Source organism: Erysipelothrix amsterdamensis (assembly GCF_940143175.1).
In the GTDB taxonomy this organism is placed as follows: Bacteria; Bacillota_I; Bacilli_A; order Erysipelotrichales; family Erysipelotrichaceae; genus Erysipelothrix; species Erysipelothrix amsterdamensis.
This window is the reverse complement of sequence record NZ_OW659496.1, coordinates 1,332,100-1,351,642: the sequence shown is the minus strand read 5'-3', so window position 1 is coordinate 1,351,642 and position 19,543 is coordinate 1,332,100. Positions and strand designations below refer to the sequence as shown.

Sequence of the window (19,543 nt, the reverse complement as noted above, 5' to 3'; positions counted from 1 at the left end):
TAAGAAAACCTTAAACAAGATTCGTGTATAATAGATTTAATTGGAGGCAGTGTATGTATAAAATCATGATCATTGAAGATAACGATACGATTCGTAATGAATTGAGCAGTTTCTTAAAAAAGAACGGATATGAGACAACCCTCATTACTGATTTTAAAAACGTTATGGAAACGTTTAAACAAGAGGTGGCTGATTGTGTGCTTTTGGATTTATCACTTCCAAAAGTTGAAGGTCACTATCTTGCAAAAGAAATCCGTAAAATCAGTGCCGTTCCGATTATTGTCGTAACAAGTCGAAACAGTACGATGGATGAACTTATGTCGATGAACTTAGGAGCGGACGATTTTATTACCAAACCATATAATTTACAAATCCTATTGGCACGATTACAATCTGTTTTACGACGTGCTTATGAAAAAAATGATAACGCAGTAACTGTGCTTAGGGGTGTAGAGTTGGATACACCCCGTGGAATGGTACGCTATATGGGACAAGAACAAGAACTTACGAAAAATGAATTACGAATTCTTTCATATTTGATTGCGAATAAGGGGAGTATTGTTTCACGTCAAGATCTAATGCAGTACCTATGGAATACGGATTGGTTTGTGGATGATAATACCTTGACAGTAAATATTAATCGATTACGCAAGAAACTTGAGGAAATTGGAATTGTGGACTTTATCGAGACAAAGCGTGGGATGGGATATACAATTCATGAAAACTAAAGATTTTTTGGCGGATAAAGCATATCTTCTGATTCTTGTTGGGGTTTTGGAAGTGGTTGTTTTGTTTTTCCTAACAGCAGTGGGTGTTCAACATGAAATTGTTGGGATTGTTATGTTTCTACTGGGCTTGGTGTTGGTTGTGGTATTGGTGGTAGAGTTTTCACGCCGAAAACGATTTTATGATGAACTGTTGATGAATTTGGAAGGTTTGGACCAAAAGTATCTTTTGACGGAAATGATTCCTGAGGGTTGTTTTTTGGACGCGACGCTTTGGATTGAAGTGATGGAAGAAGTGAATAAGTCGATGGCTGATCGTGTCAGTGATTATAAGCGTCGTCAAGAAGACTACAAAGAATATATTGAACTTTGGATCCATGAAGTTAAAACGCCCTTGGCCGGTGCAAAGTTAATTGCTTCGAACCATTCAAGTGCGGAGATGAATTTGTTGATGCGTGAAATGAGTCATGTTGAAAATTACCTTGAACAGGTGCTCTTTTATGCACGATCAAGTTCACTTGAAAAAGATTATATGATTCAAGCGCTCAATTTAAATACACACATTCGTAATGTGATTAAAGAACTCGCACCCATTTTTATTCAACGAAAGATACAAATTGAATTGGATGTAACCGAAGCAAATGTTTATAGTGATCCGAAGTGGCTTGAGTTTATGATAAAACAAGTGCTTTCTAATTCCTTAAAGTATGTGGATGAGGGCGAAGGCATTGTTCATGTTACAACTTCAATCCAAGAACATTCAATATCACTTATAATCTGTGATAATGGTCCAGGAATACCTGTAGGAGATTTAGAACGTGTCTTTGAGCGCGGGTTTACTGGTGAGCGTGGACGTCAAAATAAACAAGCGACAGGTATGGGCTTGTATCTTGTGAAAACCTTAAGCCGTAAACTCAATTTGGACGTTAAAATTGAGAGTCATGAGGGAACCTGTGTAACCTTTGTATTTCCAAAATCACAAATGATGTTTAAGTAACCTCGAGATCGAGGTTTTTTTTGTCCAAATACACTATAATAAAAGTAAGTGACAATAATGTCATAAAACTGTAATGATAATGAATGGTAGTACCATCAAGAATTCTTTAGACTAATTGTAGGAGGTTGCTTATGACAACAATACTAGATGTAAACAATATCGAAAAATACTACGGTAAAAAAGGAAATATTACCAAGGCACTTGATGGTGTCTCATTCACAATTGAAAAAGGGGAGTTTGTAGGAATTATGGGACCATCAGGTTCTGGTAAAACGACGCTTCTTAATTGCATTTCCACAATTGACTCGGTGACCAGCGGTACCATTGGTGTGAATGGTCAAAATATTACAAAACTTAAGAAAGATCACTTACAACGATTCCGACGTGAACAACTTGGTTTTATCTTCCAAGATTTTAATTTACTGGATACACTGACTGCATATGAGAATATAGCTTTAGCGCTCACAATTCAAAATATAAATCATAAAGAAATTGATCAACGCATTCAAAGTGTTGCCCGTCTTTTGGATATCGAAGAGGTTCTTCAAAAATTTCCATATCAAATGTCAGGTGGACAACAACAACGTGTCGCTTCGGCCCGTGCATTAATCACTAACCCAAGTCTTGTTTTAGCGGATGAACCGACAGGAGCATTAGACTCAAAATCAAGTCGTATGTTGCTTGAGAAACTTCAAGAATTAAACGAACAAGAACAAGCAACAATCATGATGGTAACCCATGATGCCTTCAGTGCAAGTTATGCGAAACGCATTCTTTTCATCAAAGACGGAAAAATCTTTAATGAATTGGTACGAGGAAATGATAGTCGTAAAGAATTTTTTGATAAGATTATTGACGTTGTAACCTTACTTGGAGGCGATTCCGCTAATGTACTCTAAACTCGCGCTTCGTAATGTTAAGAAGAGCTATCGAGATTTCTTTATCTATTTCATTACTTTAACCTTCTCGGTATCTCTTTTCTACGTTTTTTCTTCCTTTGGAGCACAGGCTTCGATTATGAATTTAAGTACATCGCAAGGATCGATGGTTGAAGCATTAATTCGTATTATGAATGCGATGTCGATTGTTGCTGCGGTTGTGTTTGCCTTCCTAATTCTTTACGCGAATCATTTTTTAATTAAGCGTCGTCATCAGGAATTGGGTGTCTATACTTTATTAGGTATGCCCAAACGTTATATATCTCGCATACTCATCTATGAAACGCTTTATATCGGTGTGTTCTCATTAGGATCAGGATTACTCTTGGGTCTTGCCTTATCACAAATTACAACGCTTTTGAGTGCTAAGGTTTTAAGTGTTTCAACACAATATCATTTTGTATTTTCCATGTCCGCCACGTTTAAAACAATATTATGCTTTATGATGATTTTTATCGTTGTAATGATTTTTAACGGCGTGATCTTGAATAAGTACAAGTTAATCGATCTTCTACGTTCGAAGCGTCAAAATGAGACGCTTAAAGTGCGCAAAACTTGGATGAGTGTTGTAATCTTTATCCTGGCATGTGTGCTTATTGGATATGCTTACAAACTTGCATTAAAACCTTTAGAACTGATTCGTTTGCTTCCCTTAGTCCTTGTGACAGGAGCGTTGGGAACCTTTATGTTGTTCCTTTCTTTTTCTGGGTTTATGCTTAAGTTTATGCAGATAAATCAAAAACGCTACAACAAGGGTTTAAACAGTTTTGTTTTTCGTCAGGTAAGTGCGAAAATTAGTTCGACATACAAAATGATGTCAGTAATTACCCTCATGCTCTTGATCGCAATCGGTGCCCTTGCGACGGCATTCAATTTAAATTATGTTCTCGGCAATGAAGTTGAGAAAGCAACTGGATATGATGTCAGTGTTGTTGTTTCGGGATCTGAAGGTCAAGATTACTCAAGTTTATTTGAAGATGTTGTGGGGCTTAAAAATCATGTCTCTGCATCGATTTATGATCTTGGACTTGAAGCAGAGGCTATGGGAATGCATGAAGATATTTATCGTAATCAACGCATTCTCTTTATGACACAGTCTGATTTTAATGCATTACGGATGCATGAAGGGTTTGAACCAATTGATCTATCAGAACAAGAAATCTTTTTCCAAAAAGCGCCAACGGCAGGTTTACAAAACACCGACTTAGTGAAACTAAAATCGATTGAAGTGCTTGGTGAATCGTTCAATCTTCAAGCAAATCATGATGTTAAACCTGTAAGAGTTGCGAATGGATCCATGATTCATGGTGCACTTTTTGTAGTAAATGATTCCTACCTTCCAACTTTGAAATCACAGATGATCTCAAACGATGCGTGGAATCAAAACACATTTGTGTATAACATCGATGTTGATGGAGCACAGAATGTACTTGTTTCTACGATTCAAGACAGTCTCGAAGGAAAATCTTTGGGATTGTACCATTCCATCATAAGTTCTGATGAAGTGAAAGAATCCATGAATGGAACAGAACTATTATTTACTTATGTTGGACTTTACTTAGGACTTGTCTTCTTGTTGAGTAGTGTGGTTGTCTTAGCCCTCCAACAACTTTCAGAAGCCAGTGACAATCAAGCACGTTATCGTGTACTTTCAAAACTTGGAGCAGATTCCAAACTCATTAAGAACTCTATTCTTAAACAAATTTCAATATACTTCTTTTTACCGCTTATCATTGCGTTAATTCACGCCTATGTCGGTATTAAGGCGATGAATGTGAACTTGAATCTTGCAGGACTCGCACCCGATACCATGATGCCTGCAATACTCACAACCAGTGCAATTATTGTAATGTATCTTGTATATTTCATCATTACCTGTGTCTCAAGTAAAGTCATTACCCTTGAAGATTAAACACACCTTACGGTGTGTTTTTTTTATATGACAATGTTGTAAGTTTAGTGTAAGAAGATTCGATGGTTCAAAATTCGGATTCAATCTATACTAAATACAACAAGGAGAATGTATATGAAAACACACTTAAAAACTATGATAAGAAGTTATGAAATCAGAAATGATAAACGAAGAGAACACGATGAAAAGACGCAAAACAAACCCATGCTTTCCGAAATGAGTGCAGAGGAACAAGCAATCGGACAAGCTTTATCAAGTTTTGTGATTACAACGATTATTACGTTATAAAGGAGACCTCTATGTATTTAAAAATAGCACTTAGAAATGTTAAGAAAAGTTACAAAGATTACTCTGTATATTTTATTACGCTCACCTTCTCGGTAGCCTTATTCTATATATTTGGTTCGTTTGAACAACAATCATCTATTTTAAAAATGACATCGGGCCAAGGTCAAGCTGTTCAAGCATTGGTGACCACCATGAACGTGATGTCGGCAATCATTTCAGTCGTTTTTGCATTTTTAATTCTTTATGCAAATCAGTTTCTCATTCGTCGTCGTCAAAAAGAACTGGGCCTGTATACATTACTCGGAATGCCTAAAAAAACAATTTCTAAAATTTTAACGTATGAAACACTTTATATTGGTGTTATCTCATTATTATCAGGATTGATTCTAGGATATGTTGGGTCACAACTTACCGCGATCGCGAGTGCGCGACTTTTGAAGGCAAATGTAAACTATCATTTTATTTTTTCTATTAAAGCAACAATTAAAACAATCCTGAGCTTTTCCGCAATCTTTATTATTGTTTTATTATTCAATGGTAAAGTAGTTCGAAAACACAAAGTTATTGAACTGTTTCAAGCAGAACGCGTAAATGAAACCACCGAAAACAAACATCCGATAATACTATTTATCATTGGTATCGTGCTTCTCGTTCTTGCATATAAGTGGGCATTAGTACCCATTCATCTCGTACTATTCATGCCCTTTATAATTGCTTTGGGTTCATTCGCTACTTTTATCGTTTTTAAAGCACTTTCTGGATTTATGCTTAAGTTTATGCAAATGAATCAACGTATCTATTTTAAGAATTTAAACGTATTTGTATTTCGACAAGTTGCCTCAAAAGTGAATACCACCTACAAAATGATGGCGGTGGTTAGTCTCTTACTTCTGTTTGGTATTGCAACACTTGCGACAGGATTTAATTTAAATTCGGTTATGGATGAACAGGTAAAGCGTAATACGCCTTTTGATTACACTTTGATGATTCCATATTCAACAAGCAATCGTGATCGTGACGTTGAGACATTTCTCGGTCAACAAAAAGCCGACGCTTTGGTATCCATGAACATCTATAATTCAGAATATACGGTGGAAGTTTTACAAAATATCGTTGAGGTTGGTAAAAACGAACAAACACCGCGTCTTTATTTAGCGGATCTTAATGACTACAATACAATGCGTGAACTTCATGGTTTACCTACGATTGCTCTTAAGAACCAAACAGTCTACCCTTATGGTTTAAAACATAATTACAAAGATTATAAATCCAACACGAGATTGATCAGCTTAGGGAATGAAGTTTTGGATGTGATTGACGATCAAAACATTACGGATATGAGTGTAAGAAATGGCGACTTCAATGATATTATCTTGTTTATGAGTACAGAAACACTACAGAAAATACAATCAGCTCAAACAAACCCGGTTACGATGACTACAATTTATAACATCAATGCAGATCAGAGTGCAGTGGTTCAAACATCAATTGAACAGAAACTTTTGGAACTTGGGTATGATCAAAATGATATCATAAGCGTTAGTTCGGAAGAACTTTTTGAGATGTTATTGGGGATTGAATTGGTATTTACCTTTATGGGACTTTACCTGGGTGTTGTCTTTTTGATTAGTAGTGGTGTTATTCTTGCCCTCCAACAACTTTCAGAGGCGAACGATAATCAGGCGCGCTACAGAGTTCTTTCCAAACTGGGTACTGATTCCAAGATGATAAATCAATCAATCTTTAAACAAGTTGCACTATACTTTTTTATACCACTCTTACTGGCAGCAATTCATGCTTGGGTGGGCATTCGCGCTGTGAATGTAAACTTAGACTTAGCAGGGTTAAAAGCAAGTAGTATTGTCCCTACATGCTTAACATGTTTTGGTGTAATGGCAATCTATTTAATCTACTTTAGCGCAACCTATTTTGGAAGTAAGTCAATTATTAAAGGAAACTAGAGAAATCATCTAGTTTTTTTTATAGAATGTTGTATTATAGTTGTAGTATAAAAGGAGCTTTCCATGAATTTATTTATAAGAGAAGATATTCGTACAAATAGTCTTGATGATCCAGAGTTTGAACAAAAACTTGCTTCAATGTGGGAGCGGTTTAACACATCATTACCACATTATGATGCAGCAAAATATGCAGTTTACACGGATTACAAGACAGACTATAAAGGATTGTATTCACTTGGACTTGCGACAGAATATGAACAAACGAGTGAATTATTGGTTGTGGATGATCGCAATGATTATCAAGTATTTCCTGTTGATATAACAGATGATTTCGGTATTCTGAATACGTGGAAATTAATTTGGTCGTTGGAGACATCAGGGAAATTAAACCGTGCTTATACAATTGATTTTGAAAAATATTATGAGGATGGTCGTATTGATATTTTTATCGCCGTAGAATAACTTTTATGTTATTCTTTTTTATTACGAGAATGTAAGGTGCTTGTTTACCAAAGTGTGATAAAATACGATAAAGGAGTTGCATCGATGATTATTAAAATGGCATTCAAAAATGTAAGAAAGAGTTATAAAGATTACACCGTGTACTTTGTGACATTGGCGTTTTCTGTAGCTCTTTTTTATATTTTTGGATCGTTTGAAGATCAAGCTGTAATCTTGGAACTCACAAATCAAATGGGACGTACCTTTAAACTTGTATCAGAGGCTCTAAATGTCATTTCAGTGATAGTTGTGGTGATATTTGCGTTTCTTATTGTGTACGCAAATAATTTTATTATTGGAAGACGTAAACAAGAGTTTGGACTCTATATGCTTTTAGGAATGTCTCGTTTTAAAATGTCGTTAATACTTATGTCGGAAACATTTTTGATTGGGCTTGCTGCTCTTTTTATGGGTCTTTTCACTGGTTATATTTTATCGCAGATTACAGGGGTGATGATGGGAACGATATTGGCTGTTCCGATTCATTATCAGTTTATCTTTTCGATCAATGGTGCGCGGCGAACTATTTATTGTTTTAGTGGTATTTTCATACTTATTATGTTTTTAAATCAGCGGAAATTACATAAAATTACGTTAAATGAATTGTTTAATGCTCATAGAACACAAGAAATGATGCCAAAGGGTTCTGTGGGATGGACCTTATTTCAGTTAATCAGTGCGCTAGCTATCTTAATTTTTGATTATTTGTGGGTGCTTAAAGCAGGTCAACTGATTTTCTTTATGCCAATTATAGTAGGGATCGGAATCTTCGCGACGATACTTTTATTTAAATCTTTGGCAGGGTTTGTGGAGCGTATTGTACGCCTAGGGCGTGCACGATACTACACAAACTTAAACATGTTCGTGATGCGTCAGGTTTCGAATAAAATTCGTTCGACTTATCGTGTGATGGCGGTAGTGTCGATTACCTTGTTGTTTGGAATCACAATCTTAGCCACAGGATTAAATCTCAATAAACGAATTTCAATTTCCGCGGAAGAAACCGTCCCTTATGACCTAACACTCACTTATATGTATGATGATTTAGGCGTTTCAAAAAATTATAAAGCTGATTTGGGTTTGGATGAATATTTTGAAGAAGGATTTCAAGTTAACCTCTATCGCTCCGAGTCATTTAGTACAGATATACTCGTGCCGTCAGGGGATATAGAGGAGGATATAGAGCCATTAAGAGAACCCTTAGCACTTGTCACACTTAGTGACTATAATAAAGTCCGTACCTTTCATAAGAAACCGGTACTCAAGCTCGATCAGAATCAACTTTACTTTCAACCGGATTACAACAGCCTTGTTACGATGCGCACACCTTTGGTCGATATCCTTGATTATCGCAAGCCATTAATTTTTGATAATCAAGAATTTCGATTACAACCTTATGATAAAGAAAATTTTGTAATCATTTCCAATCAATCGAATGGATACCCGATCTTGGTGGTTAATGATCAAGACTTCAATCATATCAAGGCCACTTGGCCTGATATTTTTATCAAAACGATAGTGAGTGGTAATCTCTTGAATTCATCAGAGGCAGAGATTGAAAGGATTGTAGAACAAGTAAATCTAAAACAAAAGGATGATCCAACAGAATACTATGCTACCGATATTCTTTCCAGATATAATTCAGGACTTACGGGAATGGGTACTGAAATTATCATTGCTGCTGTGGGACTATATGTTGGGATGGTACTCTTAATCGTAAGTCTTGTTATCTTAGCGCTCCAACAATTATCAGAAGCCAGTGATAACCAAGCACGCTATGAAACCCTTCGGAAGATTGGGGTTTCATCAAACATGATAAATCGTGCTCTTCTAAAACAAACAGCTTTATATTTCTTTATGCCACTGGGTGTTGCCTTGGTTCATACAGTTATTGGATTGATTGCGGTAGAGCGAAATTTAAATCTTATCAACTTAGGTTATCCATCGAATGTATTAAGCATTTCAACGGTCGCGATTGTTTTTCTGTTTTACCTGATTTATTTTGTAATCACCTATATGAATAGTAAACGAATCATTCGACCTCATCGTAATTAAAAAAACATATTCAATTAGAATATGTTTTTTCTTTTAAAGCAGTATGCTTTTCAATATATGGATAGAAGTGTTCAAGTTGAAGCATCTCAATAAATAGGTCTACGCCGGATTCGAAGAAATCTCTGAGAACGGGATTATCATTGTTATATTTTACCATCATAAGATCTTTTGGATTCAGTAATTCAGTACTGATATCATATCGAAGTTGAGCAATTAATATCGATGTAAGTGCGTTTGTTTCATAGCGTATCCAATCGATGGTGTAAGTTAAGTCGTCTTGTACGTATTCTGATAAGCGATCATAATAGGTACTCAAAAGATGACTTCCAAAGATTGCTTTTTGAAGGTATATAGTTGTTTGTACGGATTGCTCATCACCATATGCTGTGATAAAAGACATTACACGGTTAAAGATTTCCTGTCCTTCCGATGTATTGAAATACGTACCGGGAATGGATTGATCGTAGTTTAAAGCGTAGTAACCTTCTGTTAATTCTTGTAATACAATTCGAAGTTTAGTATCTTTTTCAAGTTTCTTCTCCTGATCAATCTGTTTCTGATGGTTTTCTTTTATTTTCTTTAATTCGGTATCGGCAGATTGTTTTCTTCCAAGATACGAACTGATGTATCCAAATAAAGAACTAAGTAAAACACCGGAAAGACTGATGATTGCGACAACAATTTGGTAACTGTCCATTATATTCAAAATATATATCGATGCGGTCATAAACAATCCTCCTATAAAAGCATTATAACGTATATTATTCTAAATCCAATCTTTGATTTTAAAAATAAAAAACTCTATAAGCGAACTTATAGAGTTAAATTAATTATTTGGAGCAGGTGAGGGGAATTGAACCCCCGCCTCAACCTTGGCAAGGTCGTGTTCTACCATTGAACTACACCTGCAAATGGCGGTCCAGACGGGAATCGAACCCGCGATCTCCTGCGTGACAGGCAGGCATGTTAACCGCTACACCACTGGACCATTTGCAAAACGTTAATCCCTTAACGCTCATATATATTACCATAGATAAAATCTTATTCCAAGCCTTTTTTACAACATAAACTAGTTTTTTTTGTTTGGCTCTAAATCAGCTATAGAATGCAACCTTACAGTCAACACAAAGCCTGAAAAATGACGGTAAAAGGAATCTCAATTCAATTAGAAGTCTATTGAATTGAGGGAAGATATAAAAAAAAGAACAATGCTGTTCTTAATAATTTATATTTTGGAGCAGGTGAGGGGAATTGAACCCCCGCCTCAACCTTGGCAAGGTCGTGTTCTACCATTGAACTACACCTGCAAAAAAATGGCGGTCCAGACGGGAATCGAACCCGCGATCTCCTGCGTGACAGGCAGGCATGTTAACCGCTACACCACTGGACCATTTTTTTTATATATGAGAAACAAAATAATGGCGGAGATGGGGAGATTTGAACTCCCGCGCCAGTTACCCGACCTATACCCTTAGCAGGGGCACCTCTTCAGCCACTTGAGTACATCTCCAAGTTTGTTTCTTGCTCTCTTCTTTGAGTGCTCATTCATATTATCACAACAATAGGTCTTAGGCAATAGGATTTTATTGTTTTTTTTAATATTTAACATTGTTTAGGGTATAATGTGTCTATGAACAATAAAATTAAACAAAACACCGCGAATATGTTACTTAAAATCACTGTTTTAGTCATTTTGGTAATAATATTTCTTCTATCTGAATTTGCGAAGCCGCAGAGTAATTCAAATATGGAACACGTTACACTTCACAAGTGTATTGATGGGGATACAGCACAACTAAACATTGGTGGTAAAAAAGAGAAAGTCCGTTTTATTGCTGTAGATACGCCAGAGCTGCGTCAGAATGATCAATACAATCCTCAATTTTTTGCAGAGGAAGCGAGCTCATTTACGTGTGAACATTTAAAAAATGCAAAAAAAATCGAACTTGAGTATGATCCCGAGGCTGATAAGTTTGATAAATACGGTCGTGTTATAGCCTGGGTATACGTTGATGATGCACTTTTACAGGAACTCTTAGTTTCCGGAGGATTTGCTAAGGTTAAATATATCTATGGTGATTACCTTCATGTAGATAAATTAAATCGTTTACAGGCAAATGCTAAGAAACAAAAAGTGGGTATATGGAAATGATAAAGGTAGACATTGAATCTTGAAATCATTAAAATAAACTATAGATGGAGGAAGTTATGATTGAAAAACGTAAAAATTTTATAATTAATATTTTGTATTTTGCAATAAGTTTTAGTCTTGCAGCATTGGTCCTTAAATTTTCAACGAAATACTTGATGCCTTTTATTATTGGTTTTGTGATCGCATTCTTATTGAAGCCGGTTATATCTAAACTCACAAAGAAAATTGGAAATCAAAAAGGTTCTTCATTATTAGTAGTTATTCTTTTCTATATATTGTTAGCAGCGGCTATATTTTGGATTTTGGTAGCGGTTATTGCTGGTATTCAAAATTTTGCGAAAGCTGTTCCAAGCTTCTATCAGGCAACGCTTTCTCCCGCAATTGAATCTGTCATTGTTTGGGTAGAGGGTGCCGTCGTTAATCTTGATCCGGATGTCATTGAGATCATTGAATCTATTGGTCGCTCTGTAGTTCAAAGCATTGATGGGATTTTTAAAGGGATTTCAGGGGGAACGATTAATTTCATTACACGACTTATTTCTTCAATTCCAAGCGTTTTGATATCAATATTAATTGCTATTATTTCGTCGTTCTTCTTCACGTTGGATTACCAAGGAATTGTTAGCAGTGTAATGGGGATGATTCCTTTAAAACAAAGAACTTTGATCTTGGATATTAAAGATGGGCTGATTTCTGTTCTCGGTAAATATTTAAGAGCCTATGCTAAATTGATGTCGCTGACATTTGTGGAGCTGTCATTTGCGTTCTTTATTCTTGGTATCCATAATCCTATTGGTTTGGCTTTTATGGTGGCGATCATTGACATCCTTCCAGTTCTAGGAACCGGAACGGTTATGATTCCGTGGTTTATTATTGAGCTCATTATGGGTAACACTCCGTTAGGTATCGGACTCATGATTACTTACATTGTTATCACTGTAATTCGGAATATTTTAGAGCCGAAGATTGTAGGGGATCAAATAGGACTCCACCCACTAGCAACGCTTATCCTTATATATGTAGGACTAAAGATGTTTGGTTTCATCGGTTTATTTGCGCTTCCTATATCTGCAACTATACTAAAAACACTGCACGATGAAGGTAAAATTAATATTTTCCGTAGAGCAGATGAATCGAGCGAAATAGCTTAATTAAAACATATCATAAATGGAATTGAGAGAGACGTTTCATCGACTCTCTCGATTTTTATATTTTTTTTGTTTAATATGTTGACAAGCACGATTAGTGTGATAAAATGTAAAGGCTTATGAATTAATACTGGGTTTCTCTCGTGGAAACCTAATTAATATGTGAGTTATGGCACACATGGTACTGTGTGCATAGAAATTTAAGAAGGGAGAAAATTAATGCCTACAATTAACCAATTGATTCAAAAAGGTCGTACAAAACGCGTTTACAAATCGAAATCACCGGCATTAGGTCGTAGTTTAAATACGATTAAACGTCAAACAACAAAAGTAAATAGTCCACAAAAACGTGGAGTATGTACACGTGTTGGTACAATGACACCTAAGAAACCTAACTCAGCATTACGTAAATATGCACGTGTTCGTTTGAGTAATGGTATGGAAGTTACGGCTTATATTCCAGGAATCGGTCACAACTTACAAGAACATAGTGTTGTTCTTATTCGTGGTGGTCGTGTAAAAGACTTACCTGGGGTTCGTTACCACATCGTTCGTGGAACAATGGACTGTGCTGGTGTAACTGACCGTCGTCAAAGCCGTTCACTATACGGTACTAAAAAACCAAGACAAGAAGATTAATTAACATCAAAAATGAGAGGAGTGAATTAAATGCCTAGAAAAGGACATGTTCCAAAGCGCGACGTAGTTGCTGATCCAATTTATAATTCAAAATTAGTAACACGTTTAATCAACAGAATCATGATTGATGGTAAAAAAGGTTTAGCACAATCAATTCTTTATAACGCTTTTGCAATTATTGAAGAAAAAACAGGTCGCCAACCAATGGAAGTATTTGAGGAAGCTTTAGACAACGTATTACCTGTCTTAGAACTTAAAGCTCGCCGAGTTGGTGGATCAAACATCCAAATCCCTATTGAAGTAACTCAAGAACGTCGATTGACACTTGGACTTCGTTGGATTGTTCAATATTCACGTTCACGTGGAGAAAAAACAATGGAAGAACGCTTAGCTGCTGAAATCATCGATGCATCAAATGGTGTAGGTGCTTCAGTTAAGAAACGTGACGATGTGCATAAAATGGCTGAAGCCAATAAAGCATTCGCACACTACCGTTGGTAAGATTAACGTAGAAAAGGAGACTTACATCTTATGGCAAGAGAATTTTCATTAGATAAAATGCGTAATATCGGTATCATGGCTCACATCGATGCTGGTAAAACAACTACAACAGAACGTATTCTCTATTATACAGGTCGTACACATAAGATCGGGGAAACTCATGATGGTGCTGCAACGATGGACTGGATGGCGCAGGAGCAAGAACGTGGTATTACAATCACATCCGCTGCTACAACTGCTGCTTGGAAGGGCCACCGTGTAAACATTATTGATACTCCTGGTCACGTTGACTTTACTGTTGAGGTTGAACGTTCATTACGTGTTCTTGATGGTGCGGTTACAGTACTTGATGCTAAATCAGGTGTTGAACCTCAAACAGAAACTGTTTGGCGTCAAGCTACAAAATATAACGTACCTCGTATCGTGTTCATTAATAAAATGGACGCAACCGGTGCAGACTTCTACATGTCAGCAAAAACTATTGTTGATCGTTTAGGAGCTAAATCAGCACCAATCCAAATCCCTATTGGGGTTGAAGACTATTTCGATGGTCTAATTGATATCGTTGAGCAAGAAGCACATATGTTTGCTGACGTATCACAAAAAACAGATGATATTGTTGAAATTCCTGAAGAGTTTAAAGCTCAAGTAGCTGAAGCTCGTGAAGTGTTGTTTGAACAAATCTCTGATTTTGATGAAGACTTTATGATGCTTATCCTTGAAGGTGTTGAACCTACGGTTGAACAAATCAAGACTGCTATCCGTAAAGCTGTAATCAGTGGTGAATTCTTCCCAGTACTTTGTGGTGCTGCTTATAAGAATAAAGGTGTTATCGCGATGCTTGATGCAGTTATCGATTACTTACCTTCACCAGTTGATATTCCAGCTGTAAATGGTACTTTACCAAATGGTGAAGAAGCTGTTCGTGAAGCAAGTGATGAAGCACCATTCTCAGCTTTAGCATTCAAAGTTATGACTGACCCATTTGTTGGACGTCTTACATACTTCCGTGTGTATTCAGGTGTTGCAACATCAGGTGGACCAGTATATAACTCAGTAAAACGTAAACGTGAACGTTTCGGTCGTATCATGCAAATGCATGCTAACCACCGTGAAGAGATCGAAAATGTTTATGCTGGTGAAATCGCTGCTGCTGTTGGTCTTAAAGTTACAGGTACAGGGGATACACTTTGTGATGAAAAGAAAGAAATCATTCTTGAATCAATGGTCTTCCCAGAACCAGTTATCAACGTTGCCGTTGAACCAAAATCAAAAGGTGACCAAGATAAAATGGGACTTGCTTTAGCTAAATTAGCTGAAGAAGATCCAACATTTAAAACATATACTGATGATGAAACAGGACAAACAATCATTGCCGGAATGGGTGAGTTACACTTAGACATTCTTGTTGATCGTATGAAACGTGAATTCAAAGTTGAAGCTAACGTAGGAGCCCCACAAGTTGCTTACCGCGAAACAATTCGTAGTGCAGCAGACTGTGAAGGTAAATTCGTTCGTCAATCTGGTGGTCGTGGACAATATGGACACGTTTGGATCAAATTTGAACCAAATCCAGGTAAAGGTTTTGAATGGGTTGATAAAGTTGTTGGTGGAACAGTTCCTCGTGAATTTATCAAACCAGCACAAGAAGGGCTTACAGCTGCACTTCAAAATGGTTTAATTGCTGGATACCCTGCAATTGATATCAAAGCTACATTATTCGATGGATCATCACATGATGTTGACTCCTCAGAAATGGCTTATAAAATCGCTGCTAGCATGGCTTTCAAAGAAGCTGCTAAAAAATGTAACCCAGTATTGTTAGAACCAATTATGAATGTTGAAATCACAGCACCAAGTGAATACTTGGGAGCAGTTATGGGAGATATCTCAGGACGTCGTGGACAAATTCGTGATCAAGAAGAACGCGGTAACGCAGTTATCGTTAAGGCTTGGGTTCCACTTTCAAACATGTCTGGATATACAACTGACCTTCGTTCATTTACACAAGGTCGCGGTAACTCATCAATGCAATTTGATCACTACGAAGAAGTGCCAAAGAGCATTGCAGAAACAGTTGCTAAAAAGAAAAAATAACCAGTTGATATTTACGTATTGATTTTATATGAAGATTATCTTAATATATAGTTGATAGGCAATATTTTATACATAGGAGGAAAATTGCACATGTCAAAAGAAAAATTTGATCGTTCCAAACCCCATGTTAACGTTGGTACATTAGGACACGTTGACCATGGTAAAACTACATTAACAGCTGCTATTACAAACGTATTAGCTAAAAAAGGTGGCGGGGCTGCTCAAGCTTACGACCAAATCGATAAAGCGCCTGAAGAAAGAGAACGTGGAATCACAATCTCAACTTCACACGTTGAATACGAAACAGAAGCACGTCACTACGCACACGTTGACTGTCCAGGTCACGCTGACTACGTTAAAAACATGATCACAGGTGCTGCACAAATGGATGGTGCTATCTTAGTTGTTTCAGCAACAGATGGTCCAATGCCACAAACTCGTGAGCACATCCTACTTGCAAAACAATTAGGTGTTCCTTACTTCGTAGTATTCTTGAACAAATGCGACATGGTTGATGACGAAGAGTTAATCGACTTAGTTGAAATGGAAGTTCGTGAATTACTATCAGAAAACGATTACGACGGAGATAACTGTCCAGTTATCCGCGGATCAGCTCTTAAAGCATTAGAAGGCGAAGCAAACTGGGAAGAAAAAATTATTGAACTCATGGATGCTATCGACGCTAATGTACCAGAACCAGTTCGTGATACAGACAAACCATTCTTAATGTCAATCGAAGACGTATTTACAATCTCAGGTCGTGGTACAGTTGCTACAGGACGTGTAGAACGTGGAGAATTAAAACTTAACGAAGAAGTTGAAATCGTTGGTATTCACCCTACATCAAAAACTGTTGTAACAGGTATCGAAATGTTCCACAAAATGTTAGATTCAGCTATGGCTGGTGACAACGTTGGAGCACTTCTACGTGGTGTTAACCGTGAGCAAATCGAACGTGGACAAGTTCTTGCTAAACCAGGTTCAGTAACTCCTCACAAAATCTTCAAAGCTCAAGTTTATATCTTAAGCAAAGAAGAAGGTGGACGTCATACTCCATTTGTTAACAACTACCGTCCTCAATTCTACTTCCGTACAACAGACGTAACTGGAACAATTCAATTACCTGAAGGTGTTGATATGGTTATGCCTGGTGATAACGTAGAAATGACTGTAGAACTTATCGCTCCAATCGCTGTAGAGCAAGGTACAACATTCTCAATTCGTGAGGGTGGACGTACTGTTGGTGCTGGTAACGTTACAGAAATCGTTAAATAATCTATTTTTAACAAACTAACCTCTACATTGTAGAGGTTTTTTTATGAGAAATCATAATTTGAGAACTTAAATTATTATTGTTCAATAGTAGCTGTAATTTGTTTTAAATGCGGATCAACTAAAGCCATGAAATGCTTGATTTAAAGGCTTCTTATATCGATAAAATAAACAAATAAAAATTTTTAAAATAATACTATAAAAGACCTTGAATTTATAGATAGATAGTGTATAATACTAAAGCGACTGCATAGAAGTGCAAGGTTGCCGGCACACTGAATAGCGTTGTCATGGTCAGTGAGAAGCCGGGGAATTTGTACAGAGCAGGTCTATTGGAAATAGACAGTAGAAGGAGGAATTTCCATGGCAAAGAATTTTATTCGTATTCGTCTAAAAGCTTATGAACACCGCACTATTGATAGTGCTGCACAAAAAATTGTTCAAGCTGCTAACGATCACGGCGCACAAAAGGTAGTAGGACCAGTTCCATTACCAACAGAAAAACAAATCGTAACAATCTTACGATCAGTACACGTTAATAAGGATTCTCGTGAACAATTTGAATCAAGAACTCACAAGAGATTGATTGAAATTGTTGGCCCAACGGCAGAAACTATCGACGCATTAAGTCGTTTAGATCTACCAAGCGGTGTTGATATCGAGATCAAACTTTAGTAGAGAGGAGTTATCATGAAAGGATTACTAGGACGTAAATTAGGAATGACACAAGTCTTCACAACTGACGGAAAATTAATTCCAGTTAGTGTTGTCGAAGTATTGCCAAACGTTGTTCTTCAAAAGAAAACAATGGAATCAGACAATTATGAAGCAGTTCAATTAGGTGCCTTCGATGTGAAGGAACAACGTGCAAACAAATCTGAGATTGCTCACGCTGCTAAAGCAAGCACTGCTCCAAAGAAATTTGTTCGTGAAATTGCTGGCTCAGAAATGATGGATTTCGAGGTTGGCGCAGAAATTAAAGCTGATTTATTCAGCGTAGGGGAATATGTTGACGTAACAGGAACATCACGTGGACATGGTTTCCAAGGTTCAATCGTTCGTGCGAACCAAAAAATCGGACCTAAAGCTCACGGTTCAGGATTTCACCGTGGAGTTGGTTCACTTGCAACAGGTGGATTAAACCCTGCTGTAATTAAAAAAGGACGTATTTTACCAGGACAACATGGTGGATACACTACAACAAATCAAAAATTAGAAGTTATCAAAGTTGATACAGAAAGTAACTATCTATTAATTAAAGGAAACATTCCTGGACCTAAAAAAGGTTTCGTAATTGTTAAATCAACAGTTAAACGCGTTAAATCAAAAGATCCAGTTGAATTAGTTGACTTTGCAGTTAAGGAGGATTCCGAAAATGCCTAAGTTAGATATTTTAAACCTTGAAGGCAAGAGTCTTCGTGAACTTGAGTTAAACGAAGCAGTATTTGGAATTGAACCAAATAATCAAACAATCTTTGAAGCAGTTGTTATGCAACAAGCTTCACTTCGTCAAGGTACACACAAAACTAAGAACCGTACAGAGGTTCGCGGTGGTGGACGTAAACCATGGCGTCAAAAAGGAACAGGTCGTGCTCGTCAAGGGTCAATCCGTTCTCCTCAATGGCGTGGTGGTGGAGTTGTTTTCGGACCTACTCCAAGAAGCTACAAATACAGCCTTAACCGTAAGGTTCGTCGTTTAGCTTTACGTTCAGCATTATCACAAAAAGTTATGGATTCAGAAATGTCAGTAGTTGAAAACCTAACAGTTGAAAACGTTAAGACAAAAGAATTCATCGCAGTGATGGATGCACTTAAATTAAACAAGAAAACTCTATTTGTTGTTTCAGCTGAAGAAAATATTGACAATGCTTACTTATCAATGCGTAACCTATCAAACACAATGATGTTAGATGTTCAAGGTTTAAACGTTTACGATATCGTAAATTGCGATCAAATTGTATTCACTGAAAAAGCAGCTATCGAAGCTGGGGAGGTGCTTGCATAATGAAACGTAACCCTAGAGATATTATTGTTCGTCCAATTATTACTGAGAAAACAGTAGCGATGCAACAAAATGATAACAAAGTTACTTTTGAAGTAGCTAAAGGATCAAACAAAATCGAAATTCGTCAAGCTATCGAAGAAATTTTCAATGTTAAAGTTGAAAAAATCAACGTTATCAACGTTTTACCACGTAAAAAACGTGTAGGACGTTACGAAGGACAAACTAAAGCAGTTCGCAAAGCAATCGTGAAACTTGCTGAAGGTTCAAAAATCGAAGTTCTTTAATCATAAAGTTCTTTAATCAATAAAACTTATCGGAAGAATTACGCTATTTCCGGATAACTTGCGTAGGG

At 36.8% G+C, this 19,543-nt stretch carries 19 protein-coding genes and 5 tRNA genes; 18 read left to right on the top strand and 6 right to left on the bottom strand.

Going from position 1 to position 19,543, the window contains the following annotated elements; genetic code table 11:
* The first annotated feature begins 53 nt into the window (after positions 1–53).
* The 8 genes from NMG63_RS06485 (at position 54) to NMG63_RS06450 (ending at position 9,377) form a co-directional block, all read left to right on the top strand.
* Positions 54–728, top strand: a complete 675-nt coding sequence (locus NMG63_RS06485) for a response regulator transcription factor (RefSeq protein WP_254006722.1) — start codon at positions 54–56, stop codon at positions 726–728.
* The gene (locus tag NMG63_RS06480) at positions 718–1,722 is read left to right on the top strand and encodes a sensor histidine kinase (RefSeq protein ID WP_003775152.1); all 1,005 of its coding nucleotides are present in this window, start codon (positions 718–720) and stop codon (positions 1,720–1,722) included. Before NMG63_RS06485 ends, NMG63_RS06480 begins: the two co-directional genes overlap by 11 nt.
* A gap of 131 nt (positions 1,723–1,853) precedes the next feature.
* Complete coding sequence (locus NMG63_RS06475; RefSeq protein ID WP_254006721.1) at positions 1,854–2,621, top strand: ABC transporter ATP-binding protein; 768 nt, start codon at positions 1,854–1,856, stop codon at positions 2,619–2,621.
* Entirely contained in the window at positions 2,611–4,572 is a 1,962-nt protein-coding gene (locus NMG63_RS06470; RefSeq protein WP_254006720.1) for an FtsX-like permease family protein, read from the top strand. Before NMG63_RS06475 ends, NMG63_RS06470 begins: the two co-directional genes overlap by 11 nt.
* 114 nt (positions 4,573–4,686) lie before the next feature.
* Positions 4,687–4,860, top strand: coding sequence for a translation initiation factor IF-2 (locus NMG63_RS06465; RefSeq protein WP_254006719.1), 174 nt, complete (start codon positions 4,687–4,689; stop codon positions 4,858–4,860).
* 11 nt (positions 4,861–4,871) lie between these two features.
* The gene (locus tag NMG63_RS06460; RefSeq protein WP_254006718.1) at positions 4,872–6,821 is read left to right on the top strand and encodes an FtsX-like permease family protein; all 1,950 of its coding nucleotides are present in this window, start codon (positions 4,872–4,874) and stop codon (positions 6,819–6,821) included.
* Between the two features lie 63 nt (positions 6,822–6,884).
* A complete protein-coding gene (locus tag NMG63_RS06455; protein WP_254006717.1) occupies positions 6,885–7,283 on the top strand; it encodes a GyrI-like domain-containing protein in 399 nt (132 codons plus the stop codon).
* Between the two features lie 84 nt (positions 7,284–7,367).
* The gene (locus tag NMG63_RS06450) at positions 7,368–9,377 is read left to right on the top strand and encodes an ABC transporter permease (RefSeq protein ID WP_254006716.1); all 2,010 of its coding nucleotides are present in this window, start codon (positions 7,368–7,370) and stop codon (positions 9,375–9,377) included.
* 10 nt (positions 9,378–9,387) lie between these two features.
* Here NMG63_RS06450 and NMG63_RS06445 read toward each other — a convergent pair whose 3' ends face one another.
* The 6 genes from NMG63_RS06445 to NMG63_RS06420 form a co-directional block, all read right to left on the bottom strand.
* Positions 9,388–10,104 (bottom strand): hypothetical protein, encoded by a 717-nt coding sequence (locus NMG63_RS06445; protein WP_254006715.1) that lies wholly within the window; start codon positions 10,102–10,104, stop codon positions 9,388–9,390.
* 108 nt (positions 10,105–10,212) lie between these two features.
* A tRNA-Gly gene (locus tag NMG63_RS06440) sits at positions 10,213–10,286 on the bottom strand.
* A 3-nt stretch (positions 10,287–10,289) separates the two neighbouring features.
* Positions 10,290–10,365: transfer RNA gene (locus NMG63_RS06435), tRNA-Asp, on the bottom strand.
* Between the two features lie 245 nt (positions 10,366–10,610).
* A tRNA-Gly gene (locus NMG63_RS06430) sits at positions 10,611–10,684 on the bottom strand.
* Positions 10,685–10,691: 7 nt separating this feature from the next.
* Positions 10,692–10,767, bottom strand: a tRNA-Asp gene (locus NMG63_RS06425).
* Between the two features lie 29 nt (positions 10,768–10,796).
* A tRNA-Ser gene (locus NMG63_RS06420) sits at positions 10,797–10,887 on the bottom strand.
* Positions 10,888–11,007: 120 nt separating this feature from the next.
* Here NMG63_RS06420 and NMG63_RS06415 point away from each other — a divergent pair.
* The 10 genes from NMG63_RS06415 to rplW all read left to right on the top strand — a co-directional run bounded on the left by NMG63_RS06415 (position 11,008) and on the right by rplW (position 19,475).
* A complete protein-coding gene (locus tag NMG63_RS06415; protein WP_254006714.1) occupies positions 11,008–11,529 on the top strand; it encodes a thermonuclease family protein in 522 nt (173 codons plus the stop codon).
* Positions 11,530–11,585: 56 nt separating this feature from the next.
* Positions 11,586–12,680: a sporulation integral membrane protein YtvI gene (gene ytvI, locus NMG63_RS06410; RefSeq protein WP_254006713.1), complete on the top strand. Its 1,095-nt coding sequence runs from the start codon at positions 11,586–11,588 to the stop codon at positions 12,678–12,680.
* Positions 12,681–12,896: 216 nt separating this feature from the next.
* Positions 12,897–13,316, top strand: a complete 420-nt coding sequence (gene rpsL / locus NMG63_RS06405) for a 30S ribosomal protein S12 (RefSeq protein WP_003775175.1) — start codon at positions 12,897–12,899, stop codon at positions 13,314–13,316.
* Positions 13,317–13,346: 30 nt separating this feature from the next.
* Positions 13,347–13,817 (top strand): 30S ribosomal protein S7, encoded by a 471-nt coding sequence (gene rpsG / locus NMG63_RS06400; protein WP_003775176.1) that lies wholly within the window; start codon positions 13,347–13,349, stop codon positions 13,815–13,817.
* A gap of 30 nt (positions 13,818–13,847) precedes the next feature.
* On the top strand, positions 13,848–15,914 hold the full coding sequence (gene fusA, locus NMG63_RS06395; protein WP_003775178.1) for an elongation factor G: 2,067 nt from the start codon (positions 13,848–13,850) through the stop codon (positions 15,912–15,914).
* A 90-nt stretch (positions 15,915–16,004) separates the two neighbouring features.
* A complete protein-coding gene (gene tuf / locus NMG63_RS06390; protein WP_003775179.1) occupies positions 16,005–17,189 on the top strand; it encodes an elongation factor Tu in 1,185 nt (394 codons plus the stop codon).
* 360 nt (positions 17,190–17,549) lie between these two features.
* Positions 17,550–17,861: a 30S ribosomal protein S10 gene (gene rpsJ, locus NMG63_RS06385; RefSeq protein WP_003775184.1), complete on the top strand. Its 312-nt coding sequence runs from the start codon at positions 17,550–17,552 to the stop codon at positions 17,859–17,861.
* A gap of 15 nt (positions 17,862–17,876) precedes the next feature.
* Positions 17,877–18,569: a 50S ribosomal protein L3 gene (rplC, locus tag NMG63_RS06380; RefSeq protein WP_254006712.1), complete on the top strand. Its 693-nt coding sequence runs from the start codon at positions 17,877–17,879 to the stop codon at positions 18,567–18,569.
* A complete protein-coding gene (gene rplD / locus NMG63_RS06375; RefSeq protein ID WP_003775187.1) occupies positions 18,562–19,191 on the top strand; it encodes a 50S ribosomal protein L4 in 630 nt (209 codons plus the stop codon). Before rplC ends, rplD begins: the two co-directional genes overlap by 8 nt.
* Positions 19,191–19,475, top strand: a complete 285-nt coding sequence (rplW, locus tag NMG63_RS06370; RefSeq protein WP_003775188.1) for a 50S ribosomal protein L23 — start codon at positions 19,191–19,193, stop codon at positions 19,473–19,475. The genes rplD and rplW overlap by 1 nt, the downstream gene beginning before the upstream one ends.
* Positions 19,476–19,543: the final 68 nt, after the last annotated feature.